The sequence below is a fragment of the Alteromonas sp. KUL49 genome (genome assembly GCF_006538345.1).
Lineage (GTDB): Bacteria > Pseudomonadota > Gammaproteobacteria > Enterobacterales > Alteromonadaceae > Alteromonas.
Map to the genome: position 1 here is coordinate 267,307 of NZ_BJKL01000003.1, position 19,509 is coordinate 286,815.

General features: G+C 42.0%; 12 protein-coding genes. 6 read left to right on the plus strand and 6 right to left on the minus strand.

The features are described 5' to 3' along the window. Nucleotides 1-148: 148 nt before the first annotated feature. Both EYS00_RS06925 and EYS00_RS06930 read left to right on the plus strand, forming a co-directional pair. Nucleotides 149-7,321 (plus strand): LamG-like jellyroll fold domain-containing protein, encoded by a 7,173-nt coding sequence (locus EYS00_RS06925; protein WP_130635831.1) that lies wholly within the window; start codon nt 149-151, stop codon nt 7,319-7,321. Between the two features lie 147 nt (nt 7,322-7,468). Next, on the plus strand, nt 7,469-8,182 hold the full coding sequence (locus EYS00_RS06930; protein ID WP_130635832.1) for a hypothetical protein: 714 nt from the start codon (nt 7,469-7,471) through the stop codon (nt 8,180-8,182). 39 nt (nt 8,183-8,221) lie between these two features. On the opposite strand, the gene EYS00_RS06935 is transcribed toward EYS00_RS06930, so the two are convergent. Beyond that, complete coding sequence (locus EYS00_RS06935; protein WP_130635833.1) at nt 8,222-10,789, minus strand: hypothetical protein; 2,568 nt, start codon at nt 10,787-10,789, stop codon at nt 8,222-8,224. A gap of 150 nt (nt 10,790-10,939) precedes the next feature. Between EYS00_RS06935 and EYS00_RS06940 the strand changes: the two genes are divergently transcribed. The 4 genes from EYS00_RS06940 to EYS00_RS06955 all read left to right on the plus strand — a co-directional run bounded on the left by EYS00_RS06940 (nt 10,940) and on the right by EYS00_RS06955 (nt 13,172). Continuing rightward, nucleotides 10,940-11,371, plus strand: a complete 432-nt coding sequence (locus tag EYS00_RS06940) for a hypothetical protein (RefSeq protein WP_130635834.1) — start codon at nt 10,940-10,942, stop codon at nt 11,369-11,371. Nucleotides 11,372-11,533: 162 nt separating this feature from the next. Further along, on the plus strand, nt 11,534-11,797 hold the full coding sequence (locus EYS00_RS06945) for a hypothetical protein (RefSeq protein ID WP_130635835.1): 264 nt from the start codon (nt 11,534-11,536) through the stop codon (nt 11,795-11,797). Next, nucleotides 11,755-12,075 carry a hypothetical protein gene (locus tag EYS00_RS06950; RefSeq protein ID WP_130635836.1) on the plus strand — a complete coding sequence of 107 codons (321 nt, stop codon included), beginning with the start codon at nt 11,755-11,757 and terminating at the stop codon, nt 12,073-12,075. The genes EYS00_RS06945 and EYS00_RS06950 overlap by 43 nt, the downstream gene beginning before the upstream one ends. Nucleotides 12,076-12,278: 203 nt before the next feature. After that, complete coding sequence (locus EYS00_RS06955; RefSeq protein WP_130635837.1) at nt 12,279-13,172, plus strand: hypothetical protein; 894 nt, start codon at nt 12,279-12,281, stop codon at nt 13,170-13,172. Between the two features lie 400 nt (nt 13,173-13,572). On the opposite strand, the gene EYS00_RS06960 is transcribed toward EYS00_RS06955, so the two are convergent. The 5 genes from EYS00_RS06960 to EYS00_RS06980 form a co-directional block, all read right to left on the minus strand. Beyond that, a complete protein-coding gene (locus tag EYS00_RS06960; protein ID WP_130635838.1) occupies nt 13,573-13,827 on the minus strand; it encodes a hypothetical protein in 255 nt (84 codons plus the stop codon). Further along, entirely contained in the window at nt 13,817-14,479 is a 663-nt protein-coding gene (locus tag EYS00_RS06965; protein WP_130635839.1) for a phospholipase D-like domain-containing protein, read from the minus strand. The genes EYS00_RS06960 and EYS00_RS06965 overlap by 11 nt, the downstream gene beginning before the upstream one ends. 167 nt (nt 14,480-14,646) lie before the next feature. Next, a complete protein-coding gene (locus tag EYS00_RS06970) occupies nt 14,647-15,885 on the minus strand; it encodes a site-specific integrase (RefSeq protein ID WP_130635840.1) in 1,239 nt (412 codons plus the stop codon). A gap of 115 nt (nt 15,886-16,000) precedes the next feature. Then, entirely contained in the window at nt 16,001-16,273 is a 273-nt protein-coding gene (locus EYS00_RS06975; protein WP_130635841.1) for a TMEM165/GDT1 family protein, read from the minus strand. 111 nt (nt 16,274-16,384) lie between these two features. After that, nucleotides 16,385-19,471: an efflux RND transporter permease subunit gene (locus EYS00_RS06980; protein ID WP_130635842.1), complete on the minus strand. Its 3,087-nt coding sequence runs from the start codon at nt 19,469-19,471 to the stop codon at nt 16,385-16,387. Nucleotides 19,472-19,509: the final 38 nt, after the last annotated feature.

Genomic DNA, 19,509 nt, shown 5'->3' on the forward strand with positions numbered 1-19,509 from the left:
TACTTGAGTTAGTCTTTTTTCAAGTTTCAGTGTTGCCATTCATACTAATTATGCGTGGCGATACGTAACCCCACATTTACCTCACATTTGTCATTTATACATACGCAATGATGACAAAACTGTAGTAGTTAAATGGGGTAGTGAACATATGACGCTAAAACGGCTATACGTAGCATTGTTTTCAATCAGTGTTGGGTTTCCAAGTATGGCGCAGACCGTACTTGAACCAATCACCATTGATGTGGATGAAAACACAAAACCAAATACGACCATTGGCACCGTTGATTTCAGAGATGGGGTATCTGATAAAACAGTACGTTTGGAAGTGGGAGCAACGGCGATAAGTAATTGGGTAACCAACGGCGAGCCATTTGAACCTGTTTCATTTGCGTCTAATTTCAGCCAAACACCCATTGTGTTTGGGCAAATTCAATCGAATAGTGACTATCAAGTTGAGTACGAAGTAAGTACCTATTCTTATTCTGGCGTTACCAGTAAAAACAACAATCGTTTATTAATGCGTCATCGCATCAATAATGTTAATCCACTCGGATTTGAAGCAGTTCTTGAGTCTGAACTCGACAAAAAGGGTACCAGTGTTATTCAAAGCTTCATCGATACGGGTGAGGGTGAAACACTCGGTTGGATAGCATTCGAAGCGCCTATTTCTGCAGTTTGGAACGATAAACCCTTTGAAGTGTCGAGCACAGGCACTGTGGTTACTCACAATGCTCATGGTCATTCTTTCACTGCTCCTATTACTGATACGCCGGTTATCTTAACGTCGCTATCCACTTATAACGGCACTTCACAAAGCGGCGTTGCCATTGATGAAGTGTCAGCAAATAAAGTAAAAGTTCACATTGATAACCTTGATGACGATACTCATACCGCGGAAAACGTGAACGTTTTCGCGCTTCAAGGTACCGGCTTACTTCATACAGAAACTTATGCCATCGTAGGTGAAACTGGTGTCATCACGGTAGAAGATACCGATAAGGAAAGTCCGTTCTCAATCACATTTTCAAAGTCGTACAATAACCCTGTAGTTTTTGTACAAGCCGTGGGAAAAGACAAAGACATTTATGACGCTGCAGTGCGTTTAAACTTTGTTGCACCTATGATGCTTGAGGGTTATTTACACTCAGACAATGAGAGTGTGGTCCCTTATAGCTTTGGTGAATTTGATCTTCATTATCAAATTTTTGAAGCCGGTCGCTGGGATATACCACTAGAGCATTACACCTACGAAATCGTTTCTGGTAACGATGCCGGTGTGTTCACTATTGATGCCATTAAAGGCGATATCAAAGTAGCAGACCAAACCCAATTAGATTTTGAACTGGGTAACAATCAATACTCGTTAACGGTTCGCGTTACTGATGGCGTTGGTAATCAGTACGATACTGCGGTAACTATTAACGTAAACGATATCAATGACTCGCTGAACAACAACGCTCAATCCATTGATGGTTTAGACGCCGATGATTGGACGGGGTGGGCAGTTGCACCAGCGGGCGATGTTAACGGTGATGGTTTTGATGACATTGTCGTAGGTGCGCCTCAGTCAGATATTCTGACTAATGATGGCGCAATCGTAATGGAAGACAATGGTGCAGCTTACGTTCTCTTTAGCGATGAAACTGGAACATTCCCAACAATCACAGAAGTTAGAGCAGGTACGCGAGGCTTTGGTATATTAGGCGCTGCAGCTGGCGATAATGCAGGCTTTGCGGTTGCGGGCGGCGTAGACATTAACGGTGACGGCCTGTCAGATGTTGTTGTAGGTGCTCCCTATGCCAGCGTTAACGGTGACAATTCTGGCTCAACTTATGTGGTATTTGGTAAGTCCGACACAAATTATGTTCCGCTATCTGATTTAAACGACGGTGGCAGCAATGACGGTTTTGCTATTCATGGAGCCTACCAAGAGGACTACGCTGGCGGGTCTCTTGTTGTTGGCGATGTCAACGGTGATGGACTGGGTGATATTGTTATCGGCGAAACCGTCACTCGATTCCTAGCGGGTACAGGTTCATTTGAATTACGGAACCTACTAGAAGACGGCACCGCTGATCCCAACCTCGCTTATGTTGTTTACGGTAAAAGTGATAAAAATGTAGTTTACCTTTCAAACGTTGCTACCGACTATAACGAGCAAGGTTTTGCCATTACTCGTCCGAGCAGAAGACTATTCGATGCATGGCACTACGGTGCACAAGTATTACCAACGGGCGATTTCAACAGTGACGGTCTAACAGACTTTATAGTGAGTCATGGGCTGTACGTAGACACCTCAGGCACAAGCTATGTGGTTTTCGGTCGCATTGGTGGTGAATCAATAAAATACAACAGCATTAAGTCAGACGAAAACGGTATCAAAATTACGCCGCAAGGCAGTGGTAATTATGGTTTCAATTTTGGTGCGGCGTCACTCAATGCACTGCCTTCATTTACTACGTCTCACGTAGGTGATGTAAATGCTGATGGTGTTGATGATATTGCGTTGTTACTCACAGATACCGGTTGTTGCTCTGGTATTGCACATCCAAGAGCGTACATTTTATTTGGTGGCGTAGACGTTGCTGATGAGATTAACCTTTCGGACATTGCAGAAGGTAACGGTGGCTTTGTTATACACAATGACGCTTCGAATATAGACCATAGTGACTTGCAGGTTATCTTGGGTTCTATTGGTGGAGCAGGGGACCTAAATGGTGATGGTTTTGACGACATTATTATTGGCGACCCATTTGCCGAAGACAACAAAGGGCGAGTGTATGCGGTGTATGGCCGAGAAGACACTGACCCAGTTTATTTAAGCGAAATAATTGAAACCAGCCAAGGCTTTTACTCTGAAGGCAACGGTGGTGAGCAGTTAGGCCAGTTTATTGCTAGTGCGGGTGATATTAATGGCGATGGCATCAAAGACATTCAATTTGGTACACCTTCAGCGAATAAAAACAACCTAAACAACACTGGTGCGGTGTATGTGTTAAACGGCGATGGTAATTTAGTTAACCTTTGGGGAACCAGCGCTGGCGATACCATTACCGGAACCACAAACGCAGATAACATTGCTACTGGCACCGGTGACGACGTTATTTACACTAATGGTGGTAAAGACGCGGTTTATTCTGGTCCGGGTGAAGACACCATTTATGTTAGTGATAACACCTTTATTCGTATTGATGCAGGCGGTAACACAGATACGTTAATCTTTGATGGCTCTGGAATAAACCTTAACCTAGCTGCAGAGGCTTCTCGTGTTCGTAACGTGGAAGTGTTTGATATTCGCGGCTCTGGTGCGAACTCAATTACCCTTAATAAGAGTGTTAGCAGTAACTCAAACCTACGTATTTTAGGTGACGGTGACGACTATGTTGGGGCAGCAAACAACCAATGGGTTGATTCAGGTGAAACACAGGTTATCGATAACGTTACTTATAAGGTATTCACTTCTGGTGTAGCAACCATGTTAGTGCAAGACGGTGTTTCAATTGCCGTAAACAATGCACCAACGATTGAGAATCAAGCGTTCACAGTCAGTGAAGCATCGGCAAGCGGAACTATTATTGGTACGTTAGATGCTGATCCTAACGATGTTGGTGACTTCGTTACTTTCCAAATCTTAAGTGGTAACACCGATGGCGATCTAGTGTTAGACGCCCAAACAGGTGAGCTAAGTATAAGTCCAGATATCTCTCGTCTAGATTTTGAAAGTACGCCATTATACACCTTAGAAGTTATCGTATATGACCAATACAACACCACGGACGTAGCTGAGGTTACAGTTGAGGTGTTGGACATGGAAGCCATGACCATTAGCTTTGAAGGCGATGCGAGTGGTGAAGCAAGCTATTGGGGTAACAATACCGTACTCGAATTGTTAGGAATGAGTTCACCGGATTGGGCGTCTACTGAAACCAAAATGACGTGGACACTTCCCGACGAAGATTCAGGGGCAGCAACATGGCCAGCATTTAGAGTTCAGTCTGGAGGTAAGATTCATTACGTAGGTGGCTTAGACGTATTTGGCGGCTGGGTTGAAGCTGACATTCCACTGGTAATGGACTTAAAATTTCCAGATGAGATTCAAGTAGGCCAGCCTGTTAACTTAACAACACAGTTCAAAGTAAAATCAGATGCGAACTTCATGGCTTCCTCACCTGGTGTCGAAATTTCAGCGGAGTTGATCGTTGAAGACTTCTTCATGAGCTTCGAGTCAGAAGTATTCCCAAATATGAATGACACGACTGCAATAGACTATGGCTCAGTTGAAAAGTCAGTCGGAGCAGAATCATCTGGTGTTTACGGTGACAACTGTGCCAACGCACTGAATCGGTCTAAGTGTTACAAACTGGAAGATGGTGTTGAAGTTTATGATTTAACTCGTGAACTTTCAGATGACGACATCGCTGCGCTAATTGAAGCGCATCATTATGAACTTTCTTTAGCGACCACCATTAGCCATGCAAAACAAGTAAGCTCGAATCTTACTTACGACACTACCATGGTAGATGGCGTGTATATGGTAGATGTAGTTTATGCACACCTTGGTGCCACTGATGGTTTTGAAATTATCAGCACAGATCATTCTGATCCATTGGCGTCGATAACATCATTTGTTAGAGCTGAGACCACTGACGAAGAAATCGCGCTTTACATAAAAAATCTCACCCGCGATACCTTGGCTTCGGAAATAGAAAACAGCGCGCGAAAGGCCATCGAAAAAGCCATAAATTTAGAAGTAGATAACTTACGCTTCCTAGCAGGTCATGACCTTATTGATTGGGTTTCAGAAGAAGTTTACTGGGGTAAAAACTGGACCAAATGGCATGCTAAAGCGGGTATGGAAGCCGTAGAAGGTACCTCTGAGCAATGTATCGACGATTTTTACGCACCTGTTGGTGAAGATCTTTACCGTAGCTACAAATTTAGCACGCTAGATACTTTTGTTAGCATTACGTTAGACTTATTCCAAGACTTTGAGTTGAACGTTGAGCCTTCTGCAATTTTAGTTTTAGAAGATGGCTCTGAAATCTACTTCGACCCAGAAGAGGACATTGTTTTCACACCTGAGTTACACCACGATGTTAATAACGACGGTATGATCGACGCCACATTGACTGTTGATGTTCAGTCTCACTTTGTTAACAAAAGTGATATGAAAGCGTCGTATAAAATGCCGTTTAAGTTCTTAGAGTTCTCATATAACGTGCAGGAAGCTGTATGTACTGATGCACAAACCTATTTTATGGGTAATCAGGGAATTCAGTATGAGAAAGGCTCTTACGGTCCTTTAATGGATAGTGAATGGGTATTTGAGTTTTCAGATACTGATTTCGGTGGGCCAACTGAAGTAACGCTCGCTCAGAATACTTATACAACCCACTTATCGTTTGACCTGTGTAACACCAACGGTGTTTGTGGTGAACCAGTGTTGTCATACAACAATAATGCACCTGTGGCATCAGATGTTGTAGTAACAGGTGATTTTATTGGTAAATCAACAGTCTCAGCCACATACACCTACATGGATCACGATGGTGATATCGAAGAAGCCTCTCGCTATCAGTGGTACCGTTCCGCAACGGGTAGTGATTCAGACGCACAAGCAATTGACGGCGAGTCCTATCAGTCTTATGCCTTGTCTATTGACGACATAGATAACTACGTCGCTTTCTGTGTAACACCAGAAGACGGTACTGACTACGGCAGCCCTGAGTGTTCTGAGTGGACATACGTTGAGAGCCCTTACCAACAAGATTTATCTATCTTGAATGGATTCGGTCAATCTGTAGTGTTTGATGGTACAGATCAAAGCATGGTGCAAACCCTAGACAACGGTTTTAACCCTGACAGTTCATATACCATCGAAGCATGGGTGAAAGTCAACGCATTGAATCCGGATGATAATTCTAATCTGATTACGTTTACAGAAGATGGAAACACTTCTAAAGCAGCAATTAGAATATTCTCAGATGGCCGTATACGGGTTAAACCAACAAATACTGCGTTTAAATCCACACAGACAATTACTGTAGGGAAATGGCAACACTATGCCATCAGCTATGACCAACCGACTCAACAGCTATCAGTATACTTAGATGGAGAGCTTATTATCTCCGAAGTCGATGCCGCAAGCTCGAGTGACGTTTACTTTGTTTGGGCATCAGGTAATGACGGTGTTAGCAAGAAACTCAATGGTCAAATTGATGAAATCCGTGTTTGGGACTATGCGTTATCGCAAGAAACCATTACTGCCAATCGTGCATTGGGTGTCTCGCTAAGTGATTCAAGCTTGGTGTCATATTACAACTTCGACAATATGGTTGATGGTGTAGTGGGGGATCTAGTTGGGGGAAGCTCCATGACATTTGTTAACTCGCCAGAACTCGAAAAGCACAATGCCTACTTAACCTTTGACGGCAATGGTGACTATATCGACTTTGGTGATCCGACCGATGGTTCTCTAGATTTTGCGGGTGAGAATTTCACCATTCAAGCTTGGATTTATTTAGAGCCAGGTTCGAATGGCACCAACCGAAATATTCTAGCGAAGAAAATTTCATCTAATGCAGGTTACAAAGGTTGGAGTTTGAGCATAAACAGTTCCAACCGTTTGCAATGGCAACACCATGCTTATAACGATGGCCAGAAAACTTATGCAGTGGGAACTACGTTCAAGACTGGTCGTTGGTACCATATAGCAGTAGTTGCCGACTGGGAAGTAGGTAAAATTAAAACCTTTGTTAATGGAAATGAACAGTCTGGTAGTGGGAACGGTTTGGGTGACAAGCGCAACTTAAGTAACCATGTGCCTATGCGTATTGGTGCATACAGCCACGACAATACCACATCCAATACCTTTAAAGGTCACATAGACAATGTAGCTGCATGGACCCGTGTCCTAACTGCAGATGAAATTGCAGCATGTATGGACGAAATAGTGTTGGGCTGTGAGCAAGACATGTTGTTTTATTATGATTTCGAAAAAGAAACCCATAAAAACAAGGTTCAAAACAGATACGGCGGGACTATTTACGGTGCGGCTACAGTAGATAACGGTATCAATGCATCATTTACTACAGGTCATGACCAAAGCTTTATTGGAACACTTCCCATCGGTGAGGGCAGTGAATTCAGTGTTGTAAATATGCCAGCAAATGGTGAATTATTCTTCAGTAGTTATACGGGTGAATTTACCTATATTCCTAATGGAGATGACACCGTTCTGACTGATTCATTCACTTATATCGTCTACACACCAGATGATAGATCAAGCGTTGAAAAAGTAGTAACGATTAACAGGGAGTAATGGTTATCACACATTCATAAATCAATAAAACTACAGCTTACAAGCATCGACCTCTTGTAAGCTGTTTTTTAATTTTCACGTGAATTTGTCACGTTTCAATTTTTGAATTCTCCTTTTTGGAAAAAATTACCTAAATTTGGATATAAAATGATGCATTTACTTAGACTAGTAGCGATGTGTGCAACAACGTTGGCTTTTGGAACAAACGCTGCCGTTATCGATAACGAAGATTCTCTGGCTGGAAGCTTCATAGACACAAATACAAATCTTGTATGGATGGATTTTGGTATCAACAATAATTACACCTACTACGAAGTAGTCTCAAAGTTAGCTGACGGTGGGGAATTTGAAGGCTGGAGACTGCCCGATTACGATGAGGTATACGACATGTGGTTCGGTGTTATCAATGCAAGTAATTCTGATATTGACCGAGTTCGTGAAGATTTCTATGGTCCAGGTACAGATTTGTATCTTGACGCTAACTCTGATGGTGCTGATGACTCAGTCTGGGATAACGCTTTTGACGTGATGGGTTACAATAGCTTAGGGACTGGTTTCACCGGATTCGACTATACAAAAGCTTGGGGCCTTTTTGCTGGTGAAGATGCTATGTACTCAATTGTATTTGATGACTTTCTGGATTTAGAAGTAGATGGCGAAACGCGTGAAGACTCGATTGCCTTTAACAATGGATGGAATCAAGAGTACCTAGCGGACGATATCAACACTAATTTGTCTACCTTATTAGTTCGTGTGACTGAAACTGTCAATGTATCAGAACCTAATACAATAGCCTTGTTTACTGTAGTACTTTGCGCATTTGTCACAGTTCGTCGTCGTGAAGAAAGTGCAACTCATTAGCTCAGTAATAGAAATTTGAAGCCAGCTTTTTCGCGCTGGCTATTCAGGCTCATCCATCACGCCATCATCCCACCAATCAACGCTTAAGATATGTTCAATGTCGTAATCCCAATCGAAACTTATTTCTATTCCAAGCATTCCACAGTAGGTGTTTAAAAAATCGATAAAAATCTCTGCCAGTGGAGATTCAAACTTTTGTTCTGGATAAAGATTGAAAGGTACTAAAACGATGTTTTTACTAAGTGCTATTAGTTGTCTAGCGATTACTTTTTCCGAGGCGTTCCGTGCGTAAACTACATGTTTGTTTATATCTAATACCACTGCCGTTGCAGAGTCAGGGAATATTCCGCCTAAATTTAAACAGCTATTAACGTATCTTCCCATTTTAAGCTGTTCAAAAGGGTTAAGTTCAATTGAAAGAGTAAGATCTTCATTATTATATTTATAGCTTTTAGAGAAATTAGCAGACCAATGTTCTCTCACTTGATCATCAAGAGTGTCGAGCCAACCTACACTTTTAGGGTGGGCCCATAAATAGTCAGTCTGTCCTTTGCAGGCCGCCACTAAGAATTTTTTAAATGGCGTTTTATTCAGGTTTGCATTCTTCAACATCTTTTGTGCAAATAGCCAATCGTCGATACTTGTATGTTGAGGTGCCAAGTCTTTTTTGAGCTCACATTCAACATAGTCTTTTAGGGACAATAAGATAATTTCTGGCTTACGCTGAGATAAAACCCTTAAGTGTCTTTCCTTTTGAAACTGAGTCATCTGATGCTTACCAGCAACAAAAGCTTTAACCGATTTGGGTATGAGTGTCTCTGCACTTTTGGGGGCGACTACTCTGACTACTTTTACGGCATTTTCCAAATACTGAAAATGTAAACTGAACTGATTGTCAGGAAATAGCTTTTCTTTCCATTGCTTCACCAACTGACGTCTATGTTCGTGAGCAAATACACCTAAGGTCTCACTCACTGTTATTAGTGCTTTTGGATATAGTTCCAAACCGGTTGCAACTAATCTCGGCTCCATATCAACAAGCGTGTTAAGCCCCCAACCAATAAGCTTTCCCTTGTTATGGTTTGAACACGCTTTTTCAAAAACTTTGAGCGCTTTCTCGCTTATGTCGGGAAGACTGTCGAGTCTTCCTAGCGCATAGAGTGGCATTTCAATATGTGCGTCTGGACTGAATGGAGGTTTTGAATATTTGCTAATCCATCCAATTATTGGGGGGAGCTTGCTTTTTAGTTCGTTGGGTTCTTTTATATCGTCGATAACAAAGCACAGGTCGTTATAGAACTGCTCGACATATTTATCATCTAAGAGCATAGCTTGGTGAAGAATACTTTCGAGATAATCGGTAAGGCAATGCCACATGATTTTTGTGTTTCTATGACTAATATCAGCCGCAACAAAGCTTGATATAAAATAACAATAGTTGACGATATGGTTAGATGAAGCAGCAGCGAATAGCTTACTGTTACAAAAATCGGTCAAATAAAACGAGAACTCTGTTAATGAATGAGAACGATACCAAAGATCTCTCGTCACACTGTGACTTTTATCGCTAGAGACTTTTTTTAGCATTGGTTGAAACCAATCGTTACTAAACTCTCCCAACATACTAGGAGGAGCAAACCTAAACGGCTCTGGCTCATCTGCCTTTAACTTTAGACCTGCAATTAAGTAACTCTCGTTTATGCCTTCAGATAAAGCAATGACTAGATTGGCCAAAGACGCGCTTTGAATTTCACTGGGGAGCGCCGCTACTAAATTTAACGCTTCAATGCTAAAAGGCGCCGTAGAGTCGCCTAATGCAATAAATACCTTAAACAACTCATTGAGTGTTTCTTCACTAAAAAAATTAACAGCAATTAACCATCGCCAATTGGAAATAGAAGTTGAGAATAACTCAATTAATGTTTTCTTGAGCGGTTCGGACAATAACTTGTAGTTCTCTTGAATTTGAAAAATGTCTCTAGATTTAAGAGGCTTAAGAAAAGGGAAAATATCTAAATAAAAATCTTGTTGAAGCCCCTTAGTATCGTGGATGTCAGAGTGATAGATAGCAAGGTAGGGTTCAAGGGGAGGGCGCTGCAATGATAATAATCTTGTCGCTGAACCTAACAAATTAGCTTCTATGTTAACTTTGGGCAATAGCTTCCAGCATTCACATAGAATTTCAAAAGTTTGTTTCTTGCTGTTCAGTGCTGGACGCAGATCGCCTAGAAAATTTTGTCGTTGTTTGGGTGGTTGATATTTGGTTCCCTTGTATCCTCTGGGATGAGCGGCGGTTCTTTTGTGCGGCAGAACCGGTTTAGCCAGGTCTAGTGCTGGAGCATTATCGTTAAGATGATTTTCTGGCACTGTGTTTTCAATCACAACCAGTAACGCAATTAATACCTCCGGCGTCAGTTTTTTTGTCGACCCGATCAACCTCCAACTACTGATTAAAGGTTGAAAAGGCAAAGCATCTTTCGCACTGAGGGATTCTATATTTATACGACGCCCGTTTTCTTGTAACAGCAGTAACTCGCTATCTGTCCTAATGATGTTTGTGCTCTTAATTGACACTACTTTACCTTCCATAAAAACAGCAATAGCCATTTTGATTGGCTTAAGGGGCAATCAAATCATAATAGGTACGTGCGTAATAATTCAATGAAAAACAAAGGATTTTATGTAAAGCTTTATGTGTAAAAGACAAATCAATGTCTTGGATGAGGCGAGGGATGACATGTGTTTAAAGGAGTTAACATGTTCTTCATTAGAAAAAAGCTAAGCGTTTTCGGTATTTTTCTAGTAACACAGTCAGTGTTCGGTCAGCAAACGTACAATTACCAACATCTTCAAAACAATGACCTAATACAAAGCAATGTTGAACGGGTTGAAGAAGGTATGTTTGTAGGATGTATTGACTTTAGTATCACTTATTCAGACGCTCAAAATAATCAAACTGAAAAAGTCGCTGATGCCAAGTTTGTTATCAAAGAAACACTAAAGGGTTATGGTGACGATAGAACAATCTGCTTTAACTCAAATGGAGATTGGCTCCACGTTTATAATAACGGTGAATTGGTTGATTCAGTTTCCCAATCGATAAACATTCCAATTAGAGTTTTGCTTCAGTACATTTTGCCCAACAACTTTATTCATAGCTTTAACACAATTTGGTCAAAAAGGTATTAAATAAGAATTTATGTTTTAGGTGATCAAGATAGAAAGGATATACCAATTAGAATGCTCATCTATGGAGAGGACGAGATCAAGAATTGGATTCACTACGCAATTGCTAAACAGCAAGGTGATGAACCACCGTCAATTGAGATTCCTAAGCCGGAATCAGACTAAATGATAAAAATAATTATAGGGATCGCTATGGGTTTTCTGTCTTTTTTAACAAACGCTCAGAATAACAATGACAATCTGCCTTGGAATGGCCGAGCAAGTATTTTAGAGCATATCTCAACAAGCCTTGATACCAATGGAAAGATAACTGAAATTGGTGAAACGCTTCCTGATGAAACTACTTTTTACAAAGATAACGACTTACGTTGGGTTGCAGGAGGGGGATGGATGGAGCTTTCGGTCATCATGGAGATGCAGGTAGTGTGAAAAAAGAAGCCAACAAAGTTGCCAACTTAGTCAAATCAATATCGAAGAAGGGAAGCCTTAGAAATCAGGTCGAGCTTTACAAGCTTTTGTTAAAGGACAGTCTTCTTGATTTTATAGATCCCGCATTGGAAAAAATAACTACCTCAAATGTCTCGATTGACCCACATCTTCATGAATTTGCGAGATTTCTTGCATTTGAAAGCCCAGATAGAGGTCCGGTGAAATTTGGAATAGCTTTGCTTGGTTTAATTCAAGATCAACAAGATTTAGAAAAATAAAAATCCTAGGAAGACATGAAGAATTTACTCTTTATTCAGTTGTCGCTGCTTTAAACATATCTGAACAACCTGAAAAACAGCTTTTCGAATTAGCAAGATATGTTGATGGGTGGGGTAAAATTCATATCGTAGAAAGGTTAAGTAATACCGAAGATAAAGAAATAAAGGAATGGTTATTACTTGAAGGTTATCAAAACAATATCATGTACGAATATTTAGCCTATACAGCGGCTGTTTCTGGGGGGTTCAAAGAGGCATTGCAAGCTGACAAAGTCAGTGGAGCTATGCTTGATTCCGCTGGAGACATAATCGAAGCATTATTGAATGGCGGCCCAGCAGAAGATCTAAGTGACTACAAAGATGCAGCAATAGTTATTGATTTATATATTTCACATTTGGTTAAAGCTGGGCAGTTAAAAATAGTACACTTCAACATTCTAAAAGCTATCGAAGACTATCTAGAAGACGATGAACTGGAATGGGAAAAACTAGCTGAAAACGGCTGGACGCCCGAAAAACGTCACATTGTTTTAGAAAGAGCCAAAGGGATAACTGACGATAGCTCGTGGAAAACAACAGTTACAAAGGGACTTAGTACAAACGACAACCAACAGTTTTGGGAGATTAAGCGTGCTGCCAGATATTTAGATATAGATCTTTGGCCAACCATATCAAAAAGAATAAATGCAAATCCAGAAGACACTATGCTGTGGTTCGATGTAATGCAGTTGGTCACTGACAAAGATATAAGTAGTATCATAGAGCTTGCTGAAAAAACCATTCCTTTGCTTACAATCTCAACAGGTCCAGCAAATGAGATGGGATTAGGTGAAAAATATAAGTATCACCAAATTTTAGACACTATTTTACAGGACCTTGGTAAATTTCCCGGCCATGGAACCCGCTTAATCGAAACAGGGCTCCAAAGCCCAGTCATCAGAAACAGAGTAATGGCAATAAGGGCGATTGAAGATTGGGGAATCCAACATACTTCTGATGAAATACTTCGAGTTTTAGAAACAACAAGTAGACTTGAGCCGGACCAAGAGATTAAAGAAGATATGAGAAGAATGTTAGCGAACGTTCAAAGCCAATAAGTTACAACGAATCGAGATGCGTTTTTACATTAATTTGGTTTTAAATCTGATAAAGCAGGGAAGCTTAGCTATAGAGCATATGGACCAAGCTTTCTAATTCCAGAGTTACTATGTTTAATTCCAGCACTGGAATACATTTGCCAGTGCGCTAATAGGTTGAATGATTAAATATCTTATTTAACATAATATGCATTATGAGAAATTAAGTATTAAAAGAGATGAGGGCGGTTCGATGTCAGCTTCTGTAATTTTTCCAAACTGCTATTTTCCCTTTGTGATACATATTACTTCACATCCCCAAAAACGGTATTTCCAAATCGTGCGCTACGTGCATGAAATTGCTTTCGCAAGGTCTAACTACTGTTTCATTCACGTAGCGTCATCAAATTTGAACGGGTTTTTAAAGTAATTTCTCTACAGGCAAAATTCTAGACAACCATGCGCCTAATCGTTGCGATAAAGAAGCTTCAGGTTCTGAACTAAAGCTTTTGCCTGATGCCAAGTCTGTCCATTGAAGCTTTCCATTCTGTAGCTCGAGTTTATAAGCATTCTGCGCTAAATAAATTGGTAACTGCTCAAGTGTTTTCCCTACGTATTCATTTTGCTCGAATAGAATGCCCATCTCAGTATTTAAATTTCCAGACCTAGGATCCATATTTATTGAGCCAGTTAAAAAAACGATTGTCATCTACTATGATGATCTTTGCATGCAAGCTCGACTTGCTTGAACCTGTGAGGCTCCAGTTATCGTTTGATTCGTCATTATTGGTTGCCTTAGTTTCCCATAGCTCAACATCACCATGTAATAACGCTTCACGATATTTCGCGTACCAGCCGTGCACTGCAAAAACATCGTTCGATGCCAAACTATTGGTAACAACCGTTACCTCGATGCCTCGCTCAATGGCACTTATCAGTGCTTCAGTGCCATGTTGCGTTGGAACAAAATATGGCGAAATAATAATGACTGATTCGTTTGCACTGGAAAGAATATCTCTCACATCTGTCACTAATTGGCTTTCGTTATGAATGACCTTGTTTGGCTCATCGTAATACAATGAGGCGTTTCCCCAGAAAAGACTGAGTTCGTCGTTAACTAGATCGTTGTACAATGTTGATGCTTTGAAGTTGTAACGTTCTGAAGTAAATGCATTTACAAGCTGCTGTTGATTGAAAACTTTTTGCGACAAAGAATCAGAATAACGAATGGATTCCTTCGCAATCCATTCAATTGGCGTCGCTAGATCACTGTTCCAATAGACATCAAAAGCAGTACCTGCTTTATCTACAACATCACCAAACACCATAAGAGGCTTTTCTTAAACAAAACCCTCAAATAACGCATAGCAAATGAGAATTATTTACGCCATTTATCATGTAAATGTTGCCACACCGCAAAGGATACGATTTACGATATAATCATCATCAGTGCATGATTCCTAAAGATATGCCAACAATGATAAAAGTAAGTCGACTAATCCACTTTTCGGTCTTTACCAGTTGAAGCTCGTCGTTTCCGCTCAACTTGCACGTAAACAGTGTCTGTTGTTGCACTACTTGAATGCCCTAAGTCTTCCGAAAGGTCCTTCAATGGACGATTTCTTTCAATTTCCATACTTGCTCCAGTGTGTCTGAGATAGTGTGTCGTGGCTTCATTTAGTTTTTGCGCGGCATTAAGGCCATGCTTAGCTTTCATCTTGGTAAAGGCGGCATCAAACACCTGCTGAATGAGTCTAGAAATCTGCCTACTGGTTAAGCCACCTCGACCACGTATTTTTTCAACCAAGATAGTTTGTTCACCTTTAGACGGTAAAGGTGAAAGACCTCGCCATTCTCGGTAACGTTTAAGGAAAGGCAAATAACCTGATGGCACAGTAATATCGCGGATCTTTTTTCCTTTGCCATAAGCCTTAAACCACCAGTTATTATCCTCATCTGTCCAAAAGTGACTCATCATGGGAGTCCAATCCTGACGTTCTGACAGCTCAGAAAGCCTCAGAAATAACGTTTTCATTGTCGCCACAATAAATAAGTTGCGCTCCAGTAGCGGGTCCTCCTCAGCCATTTCAACTGCAGTATCTAATAGGTATTGCCATTGTTGTTCGGTTAAACGACTGATTGTTTTTACCTGGCTGTCTTTTATTAAGTGTTTACAGTCTCGTTTTGCTAACGGTATGGGATTACCAAAACAGATTTCTTCATCAATCAAATGCCGGTAGAAAGAGTTTAATGCCACGAAAGTCGACTCGAGCGTTTGTAGAGATGGCTTGTATTTTTTGGGATCTGGCACACGTTCTTTGTCGTACTTCGGGGGTGTTTGTCTAAATGGCGTCCACTTAGGGTTTGAAGCAAAGTAACCATTCTCTAGCGAAAACCGGTCATGCAATTGGGTGCCGATCCAATTAACCGGTGGCGCCACGCAAAAGTCGATATAGCGTAAAATGTCAGCTTTTCGTAAATCATCAACCGGTTGTTTGTCGACTAGAAACACCCACAGTAGAAACTTTTCGATATCGTTTCTGAAACGTGTATAGGTATGCTGAGATTTGTTTCGGCCAATGTATAACAAGTAGTCTTTGGCCCAACCCCAGTGTTGCAATACCCATTCTGGTGACTGTTCAAGAAACTTTGTTAATTGTGGATAGTCTGCCGACTCATGCTCGGTCAGTTCGATATAGGTAGGAAATAAAGGCGTTGGTTTTTTGGTGGCCACAGCTGATTACATGATTCTTTAGTGTGCACCACTATAATACGCTTAGCCCACTATGTCTAATACTGAACCGTATTAGACATAAGGTTGTTGGTTACTGATTCCTAGCTATCCAGTTTTAAGCATTGGCTACCGTGTATACTCCAATAGCGATAAACCCTGCTCCTGCAGCGTAGTGTAGATATTTCTCGTTTATGTAATCACTTATCAGCGCTCCAGCCAAAACACCAAGTGCACTTGCCACAACTAGTGCTGCAGATGCTGCAAAAAACACCGTATATTTGCTAACGTCTTTGTCCGTAGCGAACAACATGGTTGCCAACTGCGTTTTATCTCCAAGCTCAGCGATAAACACTGATACAAATATAGTTAAAAAGACTTTCCATTCCATACATCACTCACTCAGTTAAATTATCCTACCGCTTTGCATAGCTTACAAAAAAGAGGGATTATCTCCCTCTCCTCATAAAGCAGTAAACCTATCTGTTTTTTACACCTTGGACTAACGAAAAAGGACAGGCAAAACGATCAGTGTTAACAGCGTGGATGAAATAATCCCCCCTATCACGACTGTTGCCAGTGGTCTTTGTACTTCTGCTCCTATGCCCACATTAAATGCCATAGGCACAAAGCCTAAACTAGCCACCAAAGCTGTCATTAATACCGGCCTTAAACGAGTCAACGCTCCGTCGGTAATACTGACTAAAAGATCACCTGTCTCTGCCAAACGCTGCTTAATAAACGATAACATAACCAAGCCATTCAATACTGCTATGCCAGACAACGCGATAAAGCCTACCGCAGCCGAAATAGACAGTGGCATGTCTCGAAGCCATAGCGATAATACGCCTCCCGTTAACGCAAGCGGTACACCAGTAAAAATGATAAGTGCATCCTTGAGAGATCCAAACGCGATGACCAGCAAGGTGATTATCACAAAAAGCGTTGCTGGTACGACAATCATTAATCGCTGGCTAGCACTTTCAAGCTGCTCAAACGTGCCGCCATATTCCAACCAATAGCCGCTCGGCAGAGATACCTGTTGGGTAATCGCCTCTTTCGCCTCCGCGACGAACGACCCCAAATCTCGCTCTCGAACGTTTGCGGTTATGACAATGCGTCGCTTGCCATTTTCACGACTTATTTGACTGGGCGCGTCGACGTATTGCAAGGTCGCGACTTCTCTCAAAGGTACAAAGTCGCCCGACGGTGTAACCAGTGGGATATCTTTTAGACTCTCTAAATTATTTCGAATGTCATCTCCAAAACGGATGGCTATTTCAAAACGTCTATCTCCTTCATACACTAGACCGGCAGATTGGCCGCCGATTGCTGTATTTAACCACTGCTGTAAATCAGCGGTATCTAATCCATAGCGCGCGAGTTGAATGGGTTTGGGGTCAACGGTAAAAATAGGCACAGCGTCAACTTGCTCAATTCGCGCATCGGCAACGCCATCAATGCGATTAATAACTTGCAAAATGTCGCTTGCTGATGAATACAGTGTATCCAAATCATCGCCAAACAATTTGATACCTAGATCTGCTCTTACCCCACTAATAAGCTCGTTAAAACGCATTTGAATGGGTTGAGTAAATTCGTAGTTGTTGCCTGGTAAGGTTTGCAAGCGCGCCTCTAACTTTTCTACCAAAGCCTGTTTTGATAAGCGCGGGTCGGGCCATTCATTCTGCGGTTTAAGGATCACAAATCCATCTGTCACATTAGGCGGCATAGCATCAGTAGCAACCTCTGCGGTGCCGGTTTTCGAAAATACCGTTTTGACTTCTTTAAATTCCATAACAGTGTCTTCAAGCAACTTTTGCATACTTATTGCCTGTTCGATGCCTGTCCCAGGTATACGCATTGCGTGCAGTGCAATATCGCCTTCATTAAGCTGAGGCACAAATTCAGTGCCGAGCTTTGTGCCAATCCATAGCGATGTCGCCACCAAAACGCTTGCTACAATCACCACCGCCCAACGCATTTTAAGCGCAAAGTGTAAAATTGGGCGATATACGTTTTTGGCGCCAACGATGATAAGACTTTCTTTTTCACTGACCTTGCCTTTCATAAATAAGGCAACGGCCGCAGGCACCAAGGTAAAGCAAAACACCATCGCAGCCAATAAGGCCATGATCACTGTAGCCGCCATCGGATGGAACATTTTTCCTTCTACGCCGGTAAGTGTGAAAAGCGGCACATACACAATGGTGATAATAAGCACGCCAAAAAGGCTCGGTCGTATAACTTCGTTGGTGGCCTCAAACACCAATTTGAGCCTCATCTTTAGAGTCAAAACATCTGCTTTTCTCTTTTGCGCCTCTGATAATCGTCGGATACAGTTTTCAACAATAATGACGGCACCATCCACAATAAGTCCAAAATCCAGCGCGCCCAGGCTCATTAAATTGGCTGACACACCGCTTTGCACCATGCCGGTGATGGTAGCCAGCATTGCTAGAGGAATAACAGCTGCAGTGATAAGCGCAGCCCTAATATTTCCCAGCAAAACAAATAACACGACAATAACGAGCAATGCCCCTTCAACTAGGTTTTTTTGTACCGTCGCGATGGCTTTATCGACCAGCGTTGTGCGGTCGTAGACGGTTTCGAGCAATACGCCTTCGGGTAGGCTTGGTTGGATTTGCTTAAGCTTTTTGCCCACAGCAATGGCGACTTCGCGTGAGTTCTCACCTACAAGCATCATTGCAGTACCGATAACGGTTTCTTTACCTTCCCGTGTCGCCGCCCCCGTTCTAAGCTCTTTTCCAATCGCAACTTTCGCGATGTCTTTTACTTTGACTGGCACGGTATCAAGTGTAGACACCACTATCTGTTCGATGTCATCGATATTGGCAACTTGTCCCTGTGAACGAACCAATATTTGTTGTCCATCGCGTTCGATAAAGCCTGCCCCTTGATTGGCGTTGTTTCGCTCAACTGCCTCAATGAGTTGCTGTATTGACACGCCAAACTGAAGTAACTTTTGAGGGGCGGGGTTTATGTGATATTGCTTTGTATAGCCACCGATCGCGTTGACTTCTGTTACGCCGTTTACAAGTGCCAGCTGTGGTTTGACTACCCAATCATGAAGCTCACGCAGCGCCATCGAGTCATAAGGTTCACCATCCTGTTGGGCGGCCCCCTGCTCGGCACGCAAGGTATACATGTAAATCTCACCAAGCCCGGTTGCAATGGGCCCCATTTCTGGCTCTACCCCTTGCGGTAACTGGCTTTTTATCACGCCCAACCGCTCATTGATCAGCGCGCGCGCAAAATACAAGTCAGTTCCCTCCTCAAACACTACAGTCACTTGCGACAAGCCATAGCGAGATAAGGAACGGGTGTAGGCTAAATTGGGGATACCGGCCAATGCAGTTTCTACTACAAAGGTGATACGCTGCTCGGTTTCCAATGGCGAATAGCCCGGAGCTTGCGCATTGATTTGAACCTGTACATTAGTGATATCGGGTACAGCGTCAATGGGCAGTTTTTGATAGCTATAAATCCCTAGTGCAGCGACAAAAAGGGCGAAGAGCATCATTATCCCCCGTCGCTCTATTGATAGCTTGAGTATTGAATTGATCACAAACAAGTCTCCCAATCACCAAGCTTGACGTTGCCAAA